The following is a 20932-nucleotide window of genomic DNA, read 5'->3' as shown; positions in this document are numbered from 1 at the left end:
ATAATTCCGCGGTTGGATGCGACACCACGTAATAGTTGCGTGGCGTGCGTGTGTTTCTTTAAAGTTAAAACCTTGAAACAGATCTGATTATTTATGCAATATGCTGTCTGTTTGCATAAATATACATGAACTATGGCGTGGCGAGATAAACAATTTGCGTCTTTTGGCGGTGTGTTTGTTTCTTAATATGTCAAAAGATTGGCTATCGACGAACAGGCGAGGTAACGCTATGTTAACGGTGTAGCTATCAGAATACAGAAGGCGCGAAGATGAAAAACACCGAACTGGAACAACTGATTAACGAGAAACTGAACAGCGCGGCGATAAGTGATTACGCGCCGAATGGCTTGCAAGTGGAAGGCCAGGAGACGGTGCAAAAAATTGTTACCGGCGTCACCGCCAGCCAGGCGCTGCTCGATGAAGCTGTGCGTCTTGAGGCTGATGCGGTGATCGTGCATCACGGCTACTTCTGGAAAGGCGAATCGCCGGTGATTCGCGGCATGAAGCGTAACCGTTTGAAAACCTTGCTGGCGAATGACATCAACCTGTATGGCTGGCATCTGCCGTTGGATGCGCATCCGGAACTGGGCAATAACGCGCAGTTAGCGGCATTGCTGGGGATTACGGTAATGGGTGAGATCGAACCACTTGTGCCGTGGGGTGAACTGACGATGCCGGTGCCGGGGCTGGAACTTGCCTCGTGGATTGAAGCGCGTCTGGGACGCAAGCCGTTGTGGTGTGGCGACAACGGCCCGGAGGTGGTACAGCGCGTCGCCTGGTGCACGGGGGGCGGGCAAAGTTTTATCGATAGCGCCGCGCGTTTTGGCGTGGATGCTTTTATTACTGGCGAAGTTTCTGAACAAACCATTCATTCTGCCCGCGAGCAGGGATTGCATTTTTATGCTGCGGGGCACCATGCTACTGAACGCGGTGGTATTCGCGCGTTAAGCGAGTGGTTGAATGAAAATACCGATCTTGATGTGACCTTTATTGATATTCCTAATCCTGCATAACGAATAATCAGAGGGATCGAAAGTGCAACGAGCGCGTTGTTATCTGTTAGGCGAAACGGCGGTAGTGCTGGAGCTGGAGCCGCCAGTGACGTTGGCAAGCCAGAAACGTATCTGGCGACTGGCCCAGCGTCTGGTGGATATGCCGAATGTGGTTGAAGCCATTCCCGGCATGAACAATATCACGGTGATTTTACGTAATCCGGAGTCGCTGGCGCTGGATGCTATAGAGCGTTTGCAACGCTGGTGGGAGGAGAGTGAGGCACTGGAGCCAGAGTCACGCTTTATCGAAATCCCGGTGGTTTATGGTGGCGCAGGCGGGCCGGATTTGTCGGTGGTTGCGGCGCATTGTGGGTTGAGCGAAAAACAGGTTGTTGAATTGCACTCCTCCGTGGAATACGTGGTCTGGTTTTTAGGTTTTCAACCGGGCTTCCCGTATCTCGGGAGTTTGCCGGAACAACTAAACACGCCACGACGCGCAGAACCGCGCTTGCTTGTTCCGGCGGGGTCTGTCGGGATCGGTGGATCGCAAACGGGTGTTTATCCGGTGGCAACGCCGGGCGGTTGGCAGTTGATTGGTCATACCTCGCTCAGTTTGTTTGACCCGACCCGTGACGAGCCTATCTTATTACGTCCTGGAGACAGCGTGCGCTTTGTGCCGCAGAAGGAGGGAGTATGCTGAAGATTATTCGCGCGGGGATGTACACCACTGTTCAGGATGGCGGTCGTCACGGCTTTCGCCAGTCGGGTATCAGCCACTGTGGAGCGCTGGATTTGCCTGCGCTGCGCATTGCTAACCTGCTGGTGGGTAATGATGCTAACGCTCCGGCACTGGAAATCACGCTCGGTCAGTTAACGGTTGAATTTGAACGCGACGGCTGGTTTGCCCTGACAGGCGCGGGTTGCGAAGCTCGGTTGGATGATAACGCCGTCTGGACGGGCTGGCGTTTGCCGATGAAAGCAGGTCAGCGTTTAACGCTTAAACGCCCACAACATGGTGTACGCAGCTATCTGGCCGTGGCGGGCGGTATTGATGTTCCGCCAGTGATGGGATCATGCAGTACCGATCTCAAAGTAGGGATTGGCGGGCTGGAAGGGCGCTTACTGAAGGATGGAGACCGACTCCCCATCGGCAAAGCGAAGCGTGATTTTATGGAAGCGCAAGGCGTTAAACAGTTGCTGTGGGGTAACCGGATTCGCGCCTTACCGGGGCCGGAATACCATGAGTTCGATCGCGCCTCGCAGGATGCATTCTGGCGTTCGCCCTGGCAGCTTAGCCCGCAAAGTAACCGGATGGGCTATCGCTTACAGGGGCAAATCTTAAAGCGTAATACATCCCGCGAGTTGTTATCTCACGGCTTGCTGCCGGGCGTGGTGCAGGTGCCGCATAACGGTCAGCCGATTGTGTTGATGAATGATGCACAGACGACCGGCGGTTATCCGCGCATTGCCTGTATCATTGAGGCCGATATGTACCATCTGGCGCAAATTCCACTCGGACAGCCGATTCATTTTGTCCAGTGTTCACTGGAAGAGGCACTAAAAGCGCGGCAGGATCAGCAACGTTATTTCGAACAATTAGCGTGGCGGCTGCACAATGAAAATTGACCTGAACGCCGATCTGGGTGAAGGCTGCGCCAGTGACGCTGAGCTATTAACGCTGGTTTCCTCAGTCAATATTGCCTGTGGATTTCATGCAGGCGACGCGCAAACTATGCAGGCTTGCGTGCGTGAAGCAATAAAAAATAGTGTAGCGATTGGCGCGCACCCGAGTTTCCCCGACAGGGAAAACTTTGGACGCAGCGCCATGCAACTGCCGCCGGAAACGGTTTACGCCCAGACGTTGTATCAGATTGGCGCGCTGGCGGCGATTGCCCGTGGTGAAGGTGGTGTGATGTGTCACGTCAAACCCCATGGCATGCTGTACAACCAGGCGGCGAGAGACGCACAACTGGCAGACGCCATCGCCAGAGCGGTTTACGCTTGCGATCCGGCATTGATTCTCGTTGGACTGGCAGGAAGCGAACTGATTCGTGCAGGCAAGCGATATGGCCTGACAACGCGTGAGGAAGTGTTTGCCGATCGTGGATATCAGGCTGACGGCTCGCTGGTGTCGCGAAGCCAGCCAGGCGCGTTGATTGAAGATGAAGAACAGGCGTTGGGGCAAACGCTGGAGATGGTGCAACACGGCAGAGTGAAGAGTATCACTGGCGAATGGGCGACGGTAACAGTACAGACAGTCTGTTTGCATGGCGACGGTGAGCATGCACTGGCATTCGCCCGCCGGCTACGATCTGCATTTGCCGAAAAAGGGATTATGGTTGCAGCATAATCCCGTTGAATAAAGAACGAAAAAAGGAAATCACCATGCCTGAAGGCCCGGAGATCCGCCGTGCAGCGGATAACCTGGAGGCGGCGATCAAAGGCAAACCACTGACCGATGTCTGGTTTGCCTTCCCGCAGTTAAAAACTTATCAATCACAACTTATTGGTCAACACGTCACCCATGTGGAAACGCGCGGAAAAGCGTTGCTGACCCATTTTTCCGGCGGGTTAACGCTTTATAGCCATAACCAACTCTACGGTGTCTGGCGAGTGGTTGATACCGGCGAAGAGCCGCAGACCACGCGGGTGTTGCGGGTAAAACTGCAAACGGCCGACAAAACCATTCTGCTTTATAGCGCCTCGGATATTGAGATGTTGACGCCGGAACAATTGACTACGCATCCGTTCTTACAACGGGTCGGCCCCGATGTGCTCGACCCGAATCTGACGCCGGAAGGGGTGAAAGAACGGTTATTGTCGCTGCGCTTTCGTAACCGTCAGTTTGCCGGATTACTGCTCGATCAGGCGTTTCTGGCGGGGCTGGGCAACTATCTGCGGGTGGAGATCCTTTGGCAGGTTGGGTTGACCGGAAATCATAAAGCGAAAGAACTTAACGCGACACAACTGGATGCGCTGTCGCACGCGCTACTGGATATCCCGCGCCTCTCGTACAAAACGCGTGGTCAGGTTGATGAGAATAAACATCACGGGGCGCTGTTCAGCTTTAAGGTTTTTCATCGTGATGGTGAGAAGTGCGAACGGTGTGGCTGCATCATTGAGAAAACCACGCTATCTTCGCGCCCGTTTTACTGGTGCCCTGGCTGCCAGCACTAGGCAGAACGTTTCGGCGCATAGGTTGAAATAAACCGCGCAATGGCTGGTCCCGTCAGCAAAATACTGAACAGGCGCAGGGTTTGCATCGCCATGATGAGCGCCATATCGGCATTGCTCCCTGCGGCGATGACCGCTACCGTATCAAGCCCGCCAGGGCTGGTGGCGAGGTAGGCGGTCATAAAATCAATAAGCATAAACCGGGTCAGCCCCCACGCCATACCGGCACAAATAGCCAGCAGTGCAAAAATCGACAACAGGATTTGCGGCAGTGGGCGTAATGCCCGCAGTAAGATTTGCTTATCGAAACCCAGCCCAATCCGCCAGCCAATCGCCATATATGCTATCGCCAGCAGCCATTCCGGTAACTCAATCGTGATGAACTCGCCAGACTGGAGCACCGCACCCGCCAGCATCGGGATGAGCATCGTGCCGGAAGGAAGACGCAACAGGCATCCCGCCGTGCCAGCAATGACCGCGAGCAAGACGGTAAACAGGAGATTTATGCTGACGGGCGGGAACCAGACTATTTGCTGATTCATCGCTTCAGCGTTATCGCCCAGCATCATTCGCGCTACCAGAACCGCCGCGCCCGCGACAAACAGAACTCGCAGATACTGCATAAACGCCACCAGGCGAATATCTGCGCCGTAATCTTGTGCCATAGCAACCATTGCCGCCGCACCACCAGGCGAGGAGCCCCAGGCACCGGTATTTCCGGGCAGTGAGCTATAGCGCACCAATAACCAGCCCACGATGGCGCTGGAAAGCAACGTTACCAGCAAAATAGTTAACACAATCGGCCAGTTAACGGTCAGAGTGGTGAGAATAGAACCGGTGAGGTTTTGCGCAATCATGCAGCCAAGAATGGCTTGCGCGGCGAGAAAAGCGGAGCGGGGGAGTTGCAGGGTCACTCCGCGCATACTGAAGATGATCCCGGCGAGCATCGGTCCGAGCAATAGCGCCGCCGGGAGATGTACCGCGAGGAAGCCAATAGAAAGGAGAAGTGACAACACACATAACATTCCCCACTGCAAGACTGGCATCCTTCGTATCCTCGTTATTTTATCTTTGGTGTATCGATACAGCATAAAGAAAGCCGGACCTGGAAAAAATAACGGCAATCAAGGAAAAGGGGAAAATCAGCAATTATCTGAATAAGATGCCCTGTACTGGCAAAGGGCATTAGTCTCATCAGTTGTAGTTAATTTTAAAAAGCACCACCGTGTCGAATGGCCCAGCCTCGATGGGAGTGCCTGGCGTGGACGAAAGTTCAGCCGTATAGTTTTTTTCGTAGATCAACATGTCACTGGTGAAATCGGCATACTCGCTGTATTTGTTGAAGGTGTAGGGCGAGTCGTTTTCATCCAGTAACCGCAGCTTAAGTCCGTTGCCAATGAGTAATGCTTTATCGTCTTCAACTAACGTTTCTTCTGTATAAAACGAGGAGCTAACCTTAAATCCGTCGGTGCATTGATCATTTTGTGATTTGGTCGTTTTAATACCGAACGTTTTTGTCATGTTATGCCGCCGGATATCCAGCACATTAAATTTACCGAAATCAATCACCTGATTGGCTGGGGTAATAGAAAAATTCACGCTGCAATCCAGCACGCGAATGTTTTCCAGACCGATAATATGATATTTCAGGTTTCTGGCGGTGGGATCTTCGTTAACACTGCCCGCGCCATCAAATTGCACCACGATGTAGTCGCTGAGAGTACTTTGATAATCATGAGGCGGCATGGTGCGGACTTTGACGTAAAGTCGCATACGTGCAATAAAAGTCCGTGATTTATGAATATTTGTCGGCTCACCGGAGCAAAGTTTGTTTTGCCAGCCCATCGCAATGATCTGTTCCGGGGTGTAAATATCAATTTTCTTACTATCGATACACTGATTCGTGTCGATGCGGCTTTGCCCCAGACTGGCGTCATAGTCCACACCTTCATAGGTTACGCCTAATTGATAATAGGGGTCCTGCACGCCTGGGTACGGGTTTACCCAAGCAAAAACATGCTCACTCTCAAAGTTGCCGTTAGTATTGTTGTCGCAATAGACGGGAATTCTAATATCATCAGACTCCCAGATTTTATCGCCGGGTTTGGCATTACCCGGTACAGCAAACGGCTGAATATTTTCTGATTTTTCTACCTGACCACCCGATGCACCAAAATAACAGTCCAGCGCCAGCGCAGACCTCAGCGGCAGAAATAGCAGACAAATAACAAGTAATAATCCTTTGCCAGCACTCATTTCTTCGCCTCCACTGGCTGTAAACGACACGGCCCGTTACAGTCCAGGGTGGTCATTCGCAATGCGCCGTAATCATCCATGTAGCCGAGGTAAAATTGACTGCCGTTATAGCTTCCCGTATGAGTGGTTACCGAGCCGAAAGGTGCGACCATAGTGGTTTTGAAACCGGGGAGTACCCCTTTTTCATTTTGCCCCAGGTAGGCGATAGTCAGATAATAGGCGGTAGGATTTTTCAGTGTCAGTTGGTTGCTCTGTTGGCTAACCTGTAACTGCAGCTCTACATGTTCACCTGTTTTCTTGCGTAACGTTGCAGGTCGCCAGAACAATTTGATACGACTTTGGATAGCGATCTGAAGTACCGCATGATCGCTGCTTTTATCCGGGGCTGGAGGAATTTCGCGCATGTTATAGTAGAACAGCGTTTCGCGATCGCCGGGCAATTTTGGAGTTGATGCTTGTTTTACAATCCGCACTTGCGATGTTGCTTTCGGTTCCAGACGTTGAATCGGTGGCAGGGCGACCAGAAGATCGTCGCTTTTCTCCCCTTTTTCATTTTCTATCCAGGAATAAGCAAGATAAGGCAGTTTGTCACTCTGGTTTTCTATTCGCAGGCTGGTGGCTTTATCATTGGCGTTAAACACAATGCGTGTGCGATCAGGTTGCACTGCAGCGTAGCTACCCAGGCTGACGGTTAACAGAATCAGTGGCAGTCCTTTAATAAATGTCATTCGCTTTTCCTTAATTAATGACAAGGTAAAATCAGGCGTTTTGTTGTGTCTTCCAGACGTTCTGGTAGATGAATAATGCAACTTTGTTTGTCACCCCAGATCACGGTAAGTTGTTGATTTTCAGCAACACCGCTTAACCAGGCATGACCTTCTTCGCCAACCATACCCACGCTGATACCGCTGTCATCCTGCCGGATATCGGCACCGAGAGGTGGGAAATGGCCGTTGGCGGTGCGAATGATGGTGTTAACGTCTTTACCGGAACGGGATGCCAGCGATTTGTAACCAATCGCGCCTTCAATCCACGTTTCTTTGATGACATTTTCTGCTACCGTCACGCCGTCAGGTAAATCATTCATGTTGACTGCCACGGTGGACGGCTGGTAACTGGAAATTAGCGGTATCACGGCGATACCAAAATGATTGGTATAATCGAGTTGGCCCTGAACCGGGATATCTGCCACACCATCGGTGCTGATCATCAACCGTGGTTCATTGGTGGAGCTGCGGCGATGGAACGCTGCACCATATTGGGTTGCGGTGAAAGAACCGCTCCAGCTAGTGCTGACAGAGCTGTAATCATTGGCGGCATAGGTGCCAGAAAGATCCCATTCGCCCGCCGAACTCAGATGTTGATAGTTGCCGCTCAACTGTGCGCCATCATCCGGGCGATCGGATTGCATTCCTGCAGACATGCCCCAGCTATTACGTTCATCCAGCGTATCATTCAATGACATGCGGTGTGTGGTGCTGCTGCTACTGTTTTGCATGTCATAACCGATTCGACCACCGTCACCAATGGGTAATGAAATCGACAAGTAAATCTGGTTGTCGCGATCTTTGTCTTCGTAGTGGGTCGTATTGAACGACGTTGAGATTGAGATATCTTTCCAGTCACCAATATCAACATTAAAGCCCGCCGTGATGTTGGCAGTCGTGGAGGCATCTGCGTTCCACCAGGTCTGATGTAAGAGGTTGGCGTACAGGTTGAGATTCAGCGGGATAATCGGTTGGCCTACGGATAAGCTGATTGTCTGTTTTTCATCTTGCGCATCGTTGTCGTTGTATTTGTGATCCAGATAGTTGGCGTAGCTGTGAAAATGACGATCTGAGAAGCGATAAGCGGCGAGCGAAATCGTGCTGTTTGTGGCATCTACTTGTTTGCTGTAATTAAAGCGATAGCTTAAGCCCCGCTCGTCCTGCTGGTTGTCAAAATGGCTACTGGCCCAGGTGACATCAAACGACAGCGCGCCAAGCCAGAGCATATTTTGCCCGATACCCAATGCGGCAGAATGGTAGTCATCACCAGAAATCAGCAGGCCGCCGTACAGCGAGGTATTTGAGAGCATCCCCCAGGAAACTTCATTGCTAAAAAAGGTTTCATTTTCAGTTTGATGTGACATGGAGGGTCGTGGCTGGCCTGCGGCCAGTTTATAGCGAGCCTGCCCCTGGCGCGTCAGGAAGGGCGTTGATGCTGCCGACACCTGGAAATTATTCACACGACCATCTTCCTCTGTCACTTTAACATCTAACGTACCCTGGACGGACTGATTAAGGTCATCAATGATAAACGGGCCTGGCGGGACTTTTTTCTGGTAAATAACGCGGCCTGATTGACTGATAGTCACCGTGGCATTGGTTTGTGCTATACCGCTAATTTGTGGGGCGTAGCCGCGCAGTTCCCACGGTAACATCCGATCGTCACTCGCCAGTGCCGCGCCGGTATAAGAAAAGCCATCGAAAATATTGGAACTGAAATCCGTTTCACCGAGGGTTAATTTTGAACCTAATTGCGGTAATGGGCGAAAAAGATAAGTGCGTGATATTTCGCCTGACTGTTCATGGTTATCATCGCTATCGGTCTGATTCAACTGGTAATCACTGCGTAAGCGCCATGCCCCTGCGTTAATTCCGACTGTTCCGTAGGCGTTCAGGTTAGTGCTGCTGCTGCCATCCTGTGGGCGGTAGCTGCTGGCAAACAGGTTGTAATCCATCAGGATCCCGGCGACACCTTCTTTCCATGTGGAGGGGGGCATCCAGTTTTCTGAATGCCACGCCAGCCAGGCTTGCGGAATAGTGATATTCAGTTGCTGATTGGTCTGATCAAAATTGAAGAGCATTTCAGGTCGGGAGCTAAAATCGACGCACTGATTTATCAGTGGTAACGACTGACGGACTTCAGGTTTTAAGCCAAATTTATCGACCAGTAATTCATTGATGCACGGAATGGTTTTGTCACCATTTTTTTGCCAGTTAATTTTTTGCCCATTACTGATTTGGTTATTATTTGCTGCAATGCTAACAAAATATTCACCGGGAACAATGACACCTTTTTCCTTTAATAATGAAATATCAATGCGGTCGCGCATTGATTTATCGAGGACATTCAGGTTGAATTCGACCGCCACTGCGGAAGGCATCGCCATGACCAGGCAGGATACAAAAGAGAGTCGATAAATATTCACGGTGTCCATACCTGATAAATATTTGAAGAAAGGCGGCGATGACGCCGCCAAAATAATACTTATTTATAATCCAGCACGTAGGTCGCGTTAGCCGTAACTGCGCCTGGAGTTACTGGTGTAACCTGATCAATTTGTTCCATCCAGGCAAAGAAATTCAGCGTTTGCTCGCTGGACGTCGGTGCCAGGTCGATGTCCGGAGAAGCTGTGCCTAAAATGATATTACTTTGATCCTTATTCATTAAACGCACACCGACACCGGTGGCTTCTCCAGTGCTGGTATTGTTGAGTATCGGGTCTGCACCGGTGGTTTTCGCTGAGCTGTCAAAGGTGACCGCGACTTTAGAAATCTTGCCACCGGAACCGTTATTAGAGTTTTCCAGATCGCAATTGACTAAGCGTAGGTCGACAGCAACGACATCGCTGTGATGTGACTGATTAATGTGGCTGGTGGTCACCTGGCCGAGTTCAACTTCTTTATCGATATCATCCTGATGGATTTCACACGGTGCTTCAATAACTTCACCTTTAAAGTGAATTTCACCGGAACCTTCATCAGCAGCATGAACAGGTGCTGTGAACAACAGAGATACAGCCAGTGCAGCTAATGTTTTTTGTCCTTTAAACATAACTGAGTCCTTTAAATAAAGAGATAGAGTATTGCGTGACAAGAATATCTGAGCTGGCAATTGAATATGTTTTGTTTTATTTAACAATATTAAAAATCTTGTTATGTAATGGGGCCATTAATTGATTGTGTAAATTTATTGTTTTATGTGATGAAGGTAGGGCGCATTTGGATATGCATAATTTTCATTGGGTTAATGATGCTACCGACGGGGAAGTATAAAGTTAAACTTATCATTCTGCTCAGAATATGAGTTATCACATTTTTTAACCCTATTTATGGATATTTGTACTCGATTTAATTTTTACAGTTTTTTGTGTTTAGGCATATAAAAATTAACCCGCCATATAGAGGACGGGTTAAAAGAATTTACTGCGCAGTAATCAAAGACTAGCGTTTGATATCGCTTTTAAAATCGCGTTTTTCGTAACCAGTATACAGTTGGCGTGGACGGGCGATTTTCATGCCTTCGTTATGCATTTCGCTCCAGTGAGCAATCCAGCCGACAGTACGCGCCATGGCGAAGATCACGGTGAACATAGAAGACGGAATACCCATCGCTTTCAGAATGATACCGGAGTAGAAATCTACGTTCGGGTACAGTTTCTTCTCGATAAAGTACGGGTCATTCAGCGCGATGTTTTCCAGCTCCATAGCCACTTCCAGCAGCTCATCTTTGCTGCCCAGCTCTTTCAGCACTTCGTGGCAGGTTTCACGCATTACTGTGGCGCGTGGGTCGTAGTTTTTATACACGCGGTGACCGAAGCCCATCAGGCGGAAAGAGTCATTTTTATCTTTCGCACGACGCATAAATTCCGGAATGTGTTTCACCGAGCTGATTTCTTCCAGCATTTTCAGCGCAGCTTCGTTAGCACCACCGTGAGCCGGTCCCCACAGAGAGGCGATACCTGCTGCGATACAGGCGAACGGGTTCGCACCCGAAGAGCCAGCGGTACGCACGGTAGAGGTCGACGCGTTCTGTTCATGGTCTGCGTGCAGGATCAGAATACGATCCATCGCGCGTTCCAGAATCGGATTGACTTCATACGGTTCGCACGGTGTGGAGAACATCATGTGCAGGAAGTTACCGGCGTAGGAGAGGTCATTGCGCGGGTAAACAAATGGCTGACCAATGGAATACTTGTAGCACATTGCTGCCATGGTCGGCATTTTCGACAGCAGACGGAACGCCGCGATTTCACGATGACGCGGATTGTTAACATCCAGTGAGTCGTGATAAAACGCCGCCAGAGCGCCGGTAATACCGCACATGACCGCCATCGGATGAGAGTCGCGGCGGAAGGCGTGGAACAGACGAGTAATCTGTTCGTGGATCATGGTATGGCGGGTAACCGTAGTTTTAAATTCGTCATACTGTTTCTGGGTCGGTTTTTCACCATTCAGCAGAATGTAACAGACTTCCAGGTAGTTAGAATCGGTCGCCAGTTGATCGATCGGGAAACCGCGGTGCAACAAAATACCTTCATCACCATCAATAAAAGTAATTTTAGATTCGCAGGATGCGGTTGAAGTGAAGCCTGGGTCAAAGGTGAATACACCTTTTGAGCCGAGAGTACGGATATCAATAACATCTTGACCCAGTGTGCCTTTCAGCACATCCAGTTCAACAGCTGTATCCCCGTTGAGGGTGAGTTTTGCTTTTGTATCAGCCATTTAAGGTCTCCTTAGCGCCTTATTGCGTAAGACTGCCGGAACTTAAATTTGCCTTCGCACATCAACCTGGCTTTACCCGATTGTTATTTGGCTCGCCGCTCTGCGAAAGAGGGGAAAACCTGGGTACAGAGCTCTGGGCGCTTGCAGGTAAAGTATTCATTGATGACGAATAAACGGCGAATCAAGCACTTAGCAATCCGAATTATTAAACCTGTCTATCACTAATAACTGTCCTGGATGGATTGGTCAATACTTCCACACTGTTACATAAGTTAATCTTAGGTGAAATAGTGACCCCATAACTTTTACGCATTATATGCTTTTCCTGATGATGTTTGTAACAACTTTGTTGAATGATTGTCAAACTAGATGATTAAAAATTAAATAAATGTTTTTATCGTGACTCAGATCACTGTTCTGGATAAAACCAGACAAACCATATGTAGGTTAATTGTAATGATTTTGTGAACGGCCTATACTGCCGCCAGGTCTCCGGAACACCCTGCAATCCCGAGCCACCCAGCGTTGTAACGTGTCGTTTTCGCATCTGGAAGCAGTGTTTTGCATGACGCGCAGTTATAGAAAGGACGCTGTCTGACCCGCAAGCAGACCGGAGGAAGGAAATCCCGACGTCTCCAGGTAACAGAAAGTTATCCTCTGTACCCGTAGTCCCCAGGGAATAATAAGAACAGCATGTGGGCGTTATTCATGATAAGAAATGTGAAAAAACAAAGACCTGTTAATCTGGACCTACAGACCATCCGGTTCCCCATCACGGCGATAGCGTCCATTCTTCATCGCGTTTCCGGTGTGATCACGTTTGTTGCAGTGGGCATCCTGCTGTGGCTTCTGGGTTCCAGTCTCTCTTCCCCCGAAGGTTTCGAACAAGCTTCCGCCATTATGGGCAGCTTCTTCGTCAAATTTATCATGTGGGGCATCCTTACCGCTCTGGCATATCACGTCGTCGTAGGTATTCGCCACATGATGATGGATTTTGGCTATCTGGAAGAAACATTCGAAGCGGGTAAACGCTCCGCCAAAATCTCCTTTGTTATCACTGTCGTGCTTTCACTTCTCGCAGGAGTCCTCGTATGGTAAGCAACGCCTCCGCATTAGGACGCAATGGCGTACATGATTTCATCCTCGTTCGCGCCACCGCTATCGTCCTGACGCTCTACATCATTTATATGGTTGGTTTTTTCGCTACCAGTAGCGAGCTGACATATGAAGTCTGGATCGGTTTCTTTGCCTCTGCGTTCACCAAAGTGTTTACCCTGCTGGCGCTGTTTTCCATCTTGATTCATGCCTGGATCGGCATGTGGCAGGTGTTGACCGACTACGTTAAACCGCTGGCCTTGCGTCTGATGCTGCAACTGGTAATTGTTGTTGCGCTGGTGGTTTACGTGATTTATGGATTCGTTGTGGTGTGGGGTGTGTGATGAAATTGCCAGTCAGAGAATTTGATGCAGTTGTGATTGGTGCCGGTGGCGCAGGTATGCGCGCGGCGCTGCAAATTTCCCAGAGCGGCCAGACCTGTGCGCTGCTTTCCAAAGTCTTCCCGACCCGTTCCCATACTGTTTCTGCGCAAGGCGGCATTACCGTTGCGCTGGGTAATACCCATGAAGATAACTGGGAATGGCATATGTACGACACCGTCAAAGGGTCGGACTATATCGGTGACCAGGACGCGATTGAATATATGTGTAAAACCGGGCCGGAAGCGATTCTGGAACTGGAACATATGGGCCTGCCGTTCTCGCGCCTTGATGATGGTCGTATTTATCAGCGTCCATTTGGCGGTCAGTCGAAAAACTTCGGCGGTGAGCAGGCGGCACGTACTGCGGCGGCGGCTGACCGTACCGGTCATGCACTGTTGCACACGCTTTACCAACAGAACCTGAAAAATCACACCACCATTTTCTCCGAATGGTATGCGCTGGATCTGGTGAAAAATCAGGATGGCGCGGTGGTTGGTTGTACCGCACTGTGCATCGAAACCGGTGAAGTGGTTTACTTCAAAGCCCGCGCAACGGTGCTGGCGACTGGCGGGGCTGGGCGTATTTATCAGTCCACCACTAACGCCCACATTAATACCGGCGACGGCGTTGGCATGGCTATCCGTGCTGGCGTACCAGTGCAGGATATGGAAATGTGGCAGTTCCACCCGACCGGCATTGCGGGTGCGGGTGTGCTGGTGACTGAAGGTTGTCGTGGTGAAGGCGGTTATCTGCTGAACAAACATGGCGAACGCTTTATGGAGCGTTATGCACCGAACGCCAAAGACCTGGCGGGGCGTGATGTGGTGGCGCGTTCCATCATGATCGAAATCCGTGAAGGTCGCGGCTGTGATGGTCCGTGGGGGCCACACGCAAAACTGAAACTCGACCACCTGGGTAAAGAAGTTCTTGAATCCCGTCTGCCGGGTATCCTTGAACTCTCCCGAACCTTTGCTCACGTCGATCCGGTGAAAGAACCGATTCCGGTTATCCCAACCTGCCACTACATGATGGGCGGTATTCCGACCAAAGTGACTGGTCAGGCGCTGACCGTGAACGAGAAAGGCGAAGATGTGGTGATTCCAGGGCTGTTTGCGGTGGGCGAAATTGCCTGTGTATCGGTACACGGCGCTAACCGTCTTGGCGGTAACTCTCTGCTGGATCTGGTGGTATTTGGACGAGCGGCGGGTCTGCATCTGCAAGAATCTATCAGTGAACAGGGTGCACTGCGCGATGCCAGCGAGTCTGATGTTGAAGCCTCTCTGGAACGCATGAATCGCTGGAACAACAACCGTAACGGTGAAGATCCGGTGGCGATTCGCAAAGCACTGCAAGAATGTATGCAGCATAACTTCTCGGTATTCCGGGAAGGTGATGCGATGGCGAAAGGCCTTGAGCAGTTGAAAGTGATCCGCGAGCGGCTGAAAAATGCTCGTCTGGATGACACCTCCAGTGAGTTCAACACTCAGCGCGTTGAGTGCCTGGAACTGGATAACCTGATGGAAACGGCTTATGCAACGGCTGTTTCTGCTAATTTCCGTACCGAAAGCCGTGGCGCGCATAGCCGCTTCGACTTCCCGGATCGTGATGATGAAAACTGGCTGTGCCACTCCCTGTATCTGCCAGAGTCGGAATCCATGACGCGACGTAGCGTCAACATGGAACCGAAACTGCGCCCGGCATTCCCGCCGAAGATTCGTACTTACTAATGCGGAGACAGGAAAATGAGACTCGAGTTTTCAATTTATCGCTATAACCCGGATGTTGATGATGCTCCGCGTATGCAGGATTACACCCTGGAAGCGGAAGAAGGTCGCGACATGATGCTGCTGGATGCGCTTATTCAGCTCAAAGAGAAAGATCCCAGCCTGTCGTTCCGCCGCTCCTGCCGTGAAGGGGTGTGCGGTTCTGACGGTCTGAACATGAACGGCAAAAATGGTCTGGCTTGTATAACCCCAATTTCGGCACTCAACCAGCCGGGCAAGAAGATTGTGATTCGCCCGCTGCCTGGTTTACCGGTGATCCGCGATTTGGTGGTAGACATGGGACAATTCTATGCCCAATATGAGAAAATTAAGCCTTACTTGTTGAATAATGGACAAAATCTACCAGCTCGTGAGCATTTACAAATGCCAGAGCAACGTGAAAAACTCGACGGGCTGTATGAATGTATTCTCTGCGCATGTTGTTCAACCTCTTGTCCGTCTTTCTGGTGGAACCCCGATAAGTTTATCGGTCCGGCAGGCTTGTTAGCGGCGTATCGTTTCCTTATCGATAGCCGTGATACCGAGACTGACAGCCGCCTTGACGGTTTGAGCGATGCATTCAGTGTATTCCGCTGTCACAGCATCATGAACTGCGTCAGTGTCTGTCCAAAAGGGCTGAACCCGACGCGCGCCATCGGCCATATCAAGTCGATGTTGTTGCAACGCAATGCGTAAACCTCAGGCCTGATAAGATGCGCAAGCGTCGCATCAGGCAACCAGAGCCGGATGCGGCGTGAACGCCTTATCCGGCCTACAAAAGAAATGCAGGAAATCTTTAAAAACTGCCCCTGACACTAAGACAGTTTTTAAAGGTTCCTTAGCGGACGCAGAAAATACGACAAGTCCGCAACAAGTGAACCCCGGCACGCACATCATTGTGCGTGGTAGTATCCACGGCGAAAATACTCGTCATATTTCACGTTGCATGTGCGTTGGTTGCGCTTGCTTACCCCGGTCACTTACTGAGTGTAAGCTCCCGGGGATTCACAAGCTGACCAACTTCCTGAAACGTGAACTATTTAGAGTATTAAGTAAGCATAAAAAAGATGCTTAAGGGATCACGATGCAGAACAGCGCTTTGAAAGCCTGGTTGGACTCTTCTTACCTCTCTGGCGCAAACCAGAGCTGGATAGAACAGCTCTATGAAGACTTCTTAACCGATCCTGACTCGGTTGACGCTAACTGGCGTTCGACGTTCCAGCAGTTACCTGGTACGGGAGTCAAACCGGATCAATTCCACTCTCAAACGCGTGAATATTTCCGCCGCCTGGCGAAAGATGCTTCACGTTACTCTTCAACGATCTCCGACCCTGACACCAATGTGAAGCAGGTTAAAGTCCTGCAGCTCATTAACGCATACCGCTTCCGTGGTCACCAGCATGCGAATCTCGATCCGCTGGGACTGTGGCAGCAAGATAAAGTGGCCGATCTGGATCCGTCTTTCCACGATCTGACCGAAGCAGACTTCCAGGAGACCTTCAACGTCGGTTCATTTGCCAGCGGCAAAGAAACCATGAAACTCGGCGAGCTGCTGGAAGCTCTCAAGCAAACCTACTGCGGCCCGATTGGCGCCGAGTATATGCACATTACCAGCACCGAAGAAAAACGCTGGATCCAACAGCGTATCGAGTCTGGTCGCGCGACGTTCAACAGCGAAGAGAAAAAACGCTTCTTAAGTGAACTGACCGCCGCTGAAGGTCTTGAACGTTACCTCGGCGCAAAATTCCCGGGTGCAAAACGCTTCTCGCTGGAAGGCGGTGACGCGTTAATCCCGATGCTTAAAGAGATGATCCGCCATGCAGGCAACAGCGGCACCCGTGAAGTGGTTCTCGGTATGGCGCACCGTGGTCGTCTGAACGTGCTGGTGAACGTGCTGGGTAAAAAACCGCAAGACTTGTTCGATGAGTTTGCCGGTAAACATAAAGAACACCTCGGCACGGGCGACGTGAAATACCACATGGGCTTCTCGTCTGACTTCCAGACCGATGGCGGCCTGGTACACCTGGCGCTGGCGTTTAACCCGTCTCACCTTGAGATTGTAAGCCCGGTGGTTATCGGTTCTGTTCGTGCCCGTCTGGACAGACTTGATGAGCCGAGCAGCAACAAAGTGCTGCCAATCACCATCCACGGTGATGCCGCAGTGACCGGACAGGGCGTAGTTCAGGAAACCCTGAACATGTCGAAAGCGCGTGGTTATGAAGTTGGCGGTACGGTGCGTATCGTTATCAACAACCAGGTGGGCTTCACTACCTCTAACCCGCTGGATGCCCGTTCTACGCCGTACTGTACTGATATTGGTAAGATGGTACAGGCACCGATTTTCCACGTTAATGCGGATGATCCGGAAGCGGTTGCCTTTGTTACCCGTCTGGCGCTCGATTTCCGTAACACCTTCAAACGTGATGTTTTCATCGACCTGGTATGCTACCGCCGTCACGGCCACAACGAAGCCGACGAGCCGAGTGCAACCCAGCCGCTGATGTATCAGAAAATCAAAAAACATCCGACGCCGCGCAAAATCTACGCGGACAAGCTGGAGCAGGAAAAAGTGGCGACGCTGGAAGATGCCACCGAGATGGTTAACCTGTACCGCGATGCGCTGGATGCGGGCGATTGCGTAGTGGCTGAGTGGCGTCCGATGAACATGCACTCTTTCACCTGGTCGCCGTATCTCAACCACGAATGGGATGAAGAATACCCGAACAAGGTTGAGATGAAGCGTTTGCAGGAACTGGCAAAACGTATCAGCACGGTGCCAGAAGCCATTGAGATGCAGTCTCGCGTTGCCAAGATTTATGGTGATCGCCAGGCGATGGCGGCCGGTGAAAAACTGTTTGACTGGGGCGGTGCGGAAAACCTTGCTTACGCCACGCTGGTTGATGAAGGTATTCCGGTTCGTCTGTCTGGTGAAGACTCCGGTCGCGGAACCTTCTTCCACCGTCACGCAGTGATTCACAACCAGTCCAACGGCTCCACTTATACGCCGCTGCAACATATTCATAACGGTCAGGGCGCGTTCCGCGTCTGGGACTCCGTACTGTCTGAAGAAGCAGTGCTGGCATTTGAATACGGTTATGCCACCGCAGAACCGCGGACGTTGACCATCTGGGAAGCACAGTTCGGTGACTTTGCCAACGGTGCCCAGGTCGTTATTGACCAGTTCATCTCCTCCGGCGAACAGAAATGGGGCCGTATGTGTGGTCTGGTGATGCTGCTGCCGCACGGTTACGAAGGGCAGGGGCCGGAGCACTCCTCCGCGCGTCTGGAACGTTATCTGCAACTTTGCGCCGAGCAAAACATGCAGGTTTGCGTACCGTCTACTCCGGCACAGGTTTACCACATGCTGCGTCGCCAGGCGCTGCGCGGGATGCGTCGTCCGCTGGTGGTCATGTCACCGAAATCGCTGCTGCGTCATCCGCTGGCGGTTTCCAGCCTCGAAGAGCTGGCGAACGGCACCTTCCTGCCAGCCATCGGTGAAATCGACGAGCTTGATCCGAAGGGCGTGAAGCGCGTAGTGATGTGTTCTGGTAAGGTTTATTACGACCTGCTTGAACAACGCCGTAAGAACAATCAACAAGATGTCGCCATCGTGCGTATCGAGCAACTCTACCCGTTCCCGCATAAAGCGATGCAGGAAGTGTTGCAGCAGTTTGCTCACGTCAAGGATTTTGTCTGGTGCCAGGAAGAGCCGCTCAACCAGGGCGCATGGTACTGCAGCCAGCATCATTTCCGTGAAGTGATTCCGTTTGGGGCTTCTCTGCGTTATGCAGGCCGCCCGGCCTCCGCCTCTCCGGCGGTAGGATATATGTCCGTTCACCAGAAACAGCAACAAGATCTGGTTAATGACGCGCTGAACGTCGAATAAATAAAGGATACAAAATGAGTAGCGTAGATATTCTGGTCCCTGACCTGCCTGAATCCGTAGCTGATGCCACCGTCGCAACCTGGCATAAAAAACCCGGCGACGCAGTCGTACGTGATGAAGTGCTGGTGGAAATCGAAACTGACAAAGTGGTACTGGAAGTACCGGCATCAGCAGACGGCATTCTGGATGCGGTTCTGGAAGATGAAGGTACAACCGTAACGTCTCGTCAGATCCTCGGCCGCCTGCGTGAAGGCAATAGCGCTGGTAAAGAAACCAGCGCTAAATCTGAAGAGAAAGCGTCCACGCCTGCGCAACGTCAGCAGGCGTCTCTGGAAGAGCAAAACAACGACGCGTTAAGCCCGGCGATCCGTCGCCTGCTGGCTGAACACAACCTCGATGCCAGCGCTATTAAAGGCACCGGTGTTGGCGGTCGTCTGACCCGTGAAGATGTGGAAAAACATCTGGCGAAAGCCCCGGCGAAAGATGCAACTCCGGCAGCAACTGCTCCGGCGGCTCAACCAGCACTGGCTGCTCGTAGCGAAAAACGTGTACCGATGACTCGTCTGCGTAAGCGCGTGGCAGAGCGTCTGTTGGAAGCGAAAAACTCCACCGCTATGCTGACCACGTTCAACGAAGTCAACATGAAGCCGATTATGGATCTGCGTAAGCAGTACGGTGAAGCGTTTGAAAAACGCCACGGCATCCGTCTGGGCTTTATGTCCTTCTATGTGAAAGCGGTTGTTGAAGCGCTGAAACGTTACCCGGAAGTGAACGCATCTATTGATGGCGATGATGTGGTTTACCACAACTATTTCGACGTTAGCATGGCAGTTTCTACGCCGCGCGGTCTGGTAACGCCGGTTCTGCGTGATGTCGATACCCTCGGCATGGCTGACATTGAGAAGAAAATCAAAGAGCTGGCTGTGAAAGGCCGTGACGGCAAGCTGACGGTTGAAGATCTGACCGGTGGTAACTTTACCATCACCAACGGTGGTGTGTTCGGTTCCCTGATGTCTACGCCTATCATCAACCCGCCGCAGAGCGCAATTCTGGGCATGCACGCTATTAAAGATCGTCCGATGGCGGTGAATGGTCAGGTTGAGATCCTGCCGATGATGTACCTGGCGCTGTCCTACGATCACCGCCTGATCGATGGTCGCGAATCCGTGGGTTTCCTGGTGACAATCAAAGAGTTGCTGGAAGATCCGACGCGTCTGCTGCTGGACGTGTAGTAGTTTAAGCCTCACCTGCACTGTAGACTGGATAAGGCGTTATCGCCGCATCCGATGAATGATGCCTGATGCGACGCTTAACGCGTCTTATCAGGCCTACGGGTGACTCCGATGTAGGTCGGATAAGGCGCTCGCGCCGCATCCGACAAGCGATGCCTGATGCGATGCTTAACGCGTCTTATCAGGCCTACGGGTGACTCCGATGTAGGTCGCGGATAAGGCGCTCGCGCTGCATCCGACAAGCGATGCCTGATGCGACGCTGACGCGTCTTATCAGGCCTACGGGTGACTCCGATGTAGGTCGGATAAGGCGCTCGCGCCGCATCCGACAAGCGATGCCTGATGCGACGCTGACGCGTCTTATCAGGCCTACGGGTGACTCCGATGTAGGTCGGATAAGGCGCTCGCGCCGCATCCGACAAGCGATGCCTGATGCGACGCTTAACGCGTCTTATCAGGCCTACGGGTGACTCCGATGCAGGTCGGATAAGGCGCTCGCGCCGCATCCGACAAGCGATGCCTGATGCGACGCTGACGCGTCTTATCAGGCCTACGGGTGACTCCGATGTAGGTCGGATAAGGCGCTCGCGCCGCATCCGACAAGCGATGCCTGATGCGACGCTTAACGCGTCTTATCAGGCCTACGGGTGACTCCGATG

19 protein-coding genes are annotated in these 20932 nt (G+C 51.5%); 11 read left to right on the top strand and 8 right to left on the bottom strand.

What is annotated here, in order from left to right; genetic code table 11:
* Positions 1-269: 269 nt before the first annotated feature.
* Genes ybgI through nei form a run of 5 tightly spaced genes read left to right on the top strand, consistent with a single transcriptional unit; the run spans position 270 to position 4169 of the window.
* Positions 270-1013 (top strand): radiation resistance protein YbgI, encoded by a 744-nt coding sequence (ybgI, locus tag C7B16_RS20750; protein WP_000798885.1) that lies wholly within the window; start codon positions 270-272, stop codon positions 1011-1013.
* Positions 1014-1035: 22 nt separating this feature from the next.
* Positions 1036-1692 (top strand): 5-oxoprolinase subunit PxpB, encoded by a 657-nt coding sequence (gene pxpB / locus C7B16_RS20745; RefSeq protein WP_001188383.1) that lies wholly within the window; start codon positions 1036-1038, stop codon positions 1690-1692.
* Positions 1686-2618: a 5-oxoprolinase subunit PxpC gene (gene pxpC / locus C7B16_RS20740; protein WP_001515990.1), complete on the top strand. Its 933-nt coding sequence runs from the start codon at positions 1686-1688 to the stop codon at positions 2616-2618. The genes pxpB and pxpC overlap by 7 nt, the downstream gene beginning before the upstream one ends.
* Positions 2608-3342, top strand: coding sequence for a 5-oxoprolinase subunit PxpA (pxpA, locus tag C7B16_RS20735; RefSeq protein WP_107180086.1), 735 nt, complete (start codon positions 2608-2610; stop codon positions 3340-3342). The genes pxpC and pxpA overlap by 11 nt, the downstream gene beginning before the upstream one ends.
* Before the next feature lie 35 nt (positions 3343-3377).
* Positions 3378-4169: an endonuclease VIII gene (nei, locus tag C7B16_RS20730; protein ID WP_107180085.1), complete on the top strand. Its 792-nt coding sequence runs from the start codon at positions 3378-3380 to the stop codon at positions 4167-4169.
* Here nei and C7B16_RS20725 read toward each other — a convergent pair.
* From C7B16_RS20725 to C7B16_RS24650, 7 genes are all read right to left on the bottom strand, one after another.
* Complete coding sequence (locus C7B16_RS20725) at positions 4166-5212, bottom strand: AbrB family transcriptional regulator (RefSeq protein ID WP_107180084.1); 1047 nt, start codon at positions 5210-5212, stop codon at positions 4166-4168. The two genes, nei and C7B16_RS20725, sit on opposite strands and share 4 nt — an antisense overlap.
* A 148-nt stretch (positions 5213-5360) precedes the next feature.
* Complete coding sequence (locus tag C7B16_RS20720; protein WP_001272413.1) at positions 5361-6422, bottom strand: fimbrial protein; 1062 nt, start codon at positions 6420-6422, stop codon at positions 5361-5363.
* On the bottom strand, positions 6419-7150 hold the full coding sequence (locus C7B16_RS20715; protein WP_001515994.1) for a molecular chaperone: 732 nt from the start codon (positions 7148-7150) through the stop codon (positions 6419-6421). Before C7B16_RS20715 ends, C7B16_RS20720 begins: the two co-directional genes overlap by 4 nt.
* Before the next feature lie 14 nt (positions 7151-7164).
* Entirely contained in the window at positions 7165-9624 is a 2460-nt protein-coding gene (locus C7B16_RS20710) for a fimbria/pilus outer membrane usher protein (protein WP_181244198.1), read from the bottom strand.
* Between the two features lie 50 nt (positions 9625-9674).
* Positions 9675-10241 carry a fimbrial protein gene (locus tag C7B16_RS20705; protein ID WP_000472404.1) on the bottom strand — a complete coding sequence of 189 codons (567 nt, stop codon included), beginning with the start codon at positions 10239-10241 and terminating at the stop codon, positions 9675-9677.
* Between the two features lie 389 nt (positions 10242-10630).
* A complete protein-coding gene (gltA, locus tag C7B16_RS20700) occupies positions 10631-11914 on the bottom strand; it encodes a citrate synthase (RefSeq protein WP_000785838.1) in 1284 nt (427 codons plus the stop codon).
* 205 nt (positions 11915-12119) lie between these two features.
* Positions 12120-12227, bottom strand: coding sequence for a hypothetical protein (locus C7B16_RS24650; RefSeq protein WP_122983127.1), 108 nt, complete (start codon positions 12225-12227; stop codon positions 12120-12122).
* A 380-nt stretch (positions 12228-12607) separates the two neighbouring features.
* On the opposite strand from C7B16_RS24650, the gene sdhC reads away from it, so the two are divergent.
* The 6 genes from sdhC (at position 12608) to odhB (ending at position 20273) form a co-directional block, all read left to right on the top strand.
* A complete protein-coding gene (gene sdhC, locus C7B16_RS20685; protein WP_000263344.1) occupies positions 12608-13012 on the top strand; it encodes a succinate dehydrogenase cytochrome b556 subunit in 405 nt (134 codons plus the stop codon).
* Positions 13006-13353 (top strand): succinate dehydrogenase membrane anchor subunit, encoded by a 348-nt coding sequence (sdhD, locus tag C7B16_RS20680; RefSeq protein ID WP_000254367.1) that lies wholly within the window; start codon positions 13006-13008, stop codon positions 13351-13353. The genes sdhC and sdhD overlap by 7 nt, the downstream gene beginning before the upstream one ends.
* Positions 13353-15119, top strand: coding sequence for a succinate dehydrogenase flavoprotein subunit (gene sdhA / locus C7B16_RS20675; RefSeq protein ID WP_000775533.1), 1767 nt, complete (start codon positions 13353-13355; stop codon positions 15117-15119). Before sdhD ends, sdhA begins: the two co-directional genes overlap by 1 nt.
* Positions 15120-15134: 15 nt before the next feature.
* Positions 15135-15851, top strand: a complete 717-nt coding sequence (gene sdhB, locus C7B16_RS20670; protein ID WP_001235258.1) for a succinate dehydrogenase iron-sulfur subunit SdhB — start codon at positions 15135-15137, stop codon at positions 15849-15851.
* 388 nt (positions 15852-16239) lie between these two features.
* Positions 16240-19041, top strand: a complete 2802-nt coding sequence (gene sucA, locus C7B16_RS20665) for a 2-oxoglutarate dehydrogenase E1 component (protein WP_001181470.1) — start codon at positions 16240-16242, stop codon at positions 19039-19041.
* A 14-nt stretch (positions 19042-19055) separates the two neighbouring features.
* Entirely contained in the window at positions 19056-20273 is a 1218-nt protein-coding gene (odhB, locus tag C7B16_RS20660; RefSeq protein WP_000099819.1) for a 2-oxoglutarate dehydrogenase complex dihydrolipoyllysine-residue succinyltransferase, read from the top strand.
* A 441-nt stretch (positions 20274-20714) separates the two neighbouring features.
* Here odhB and C7B16_RS25080 read toward each other — a convergent pair.
* Positions 20715-20932 (bottom strand): hypothetical protein (locus C7B16_RS25080; protein WP_219906387.1); only part of this gene is annotated, 218 nt, incomplete at its 5' end.

Source organism: Escherichia sp. 20412-1, from assembly GCF_003027595.1.
Taxonomy (GTDB): Bacteria; Pseudomonadota; Gammaproteobacteria; order Enterobacterales; family Enterobacteriaceae; genus Escherichia; species Escherichia marmotae.
The sequence above is the reverse complement of the archived record's forward strand: the minus strand, read 5'-3'. Positions and strand labels throughout refer to the sequence as shown.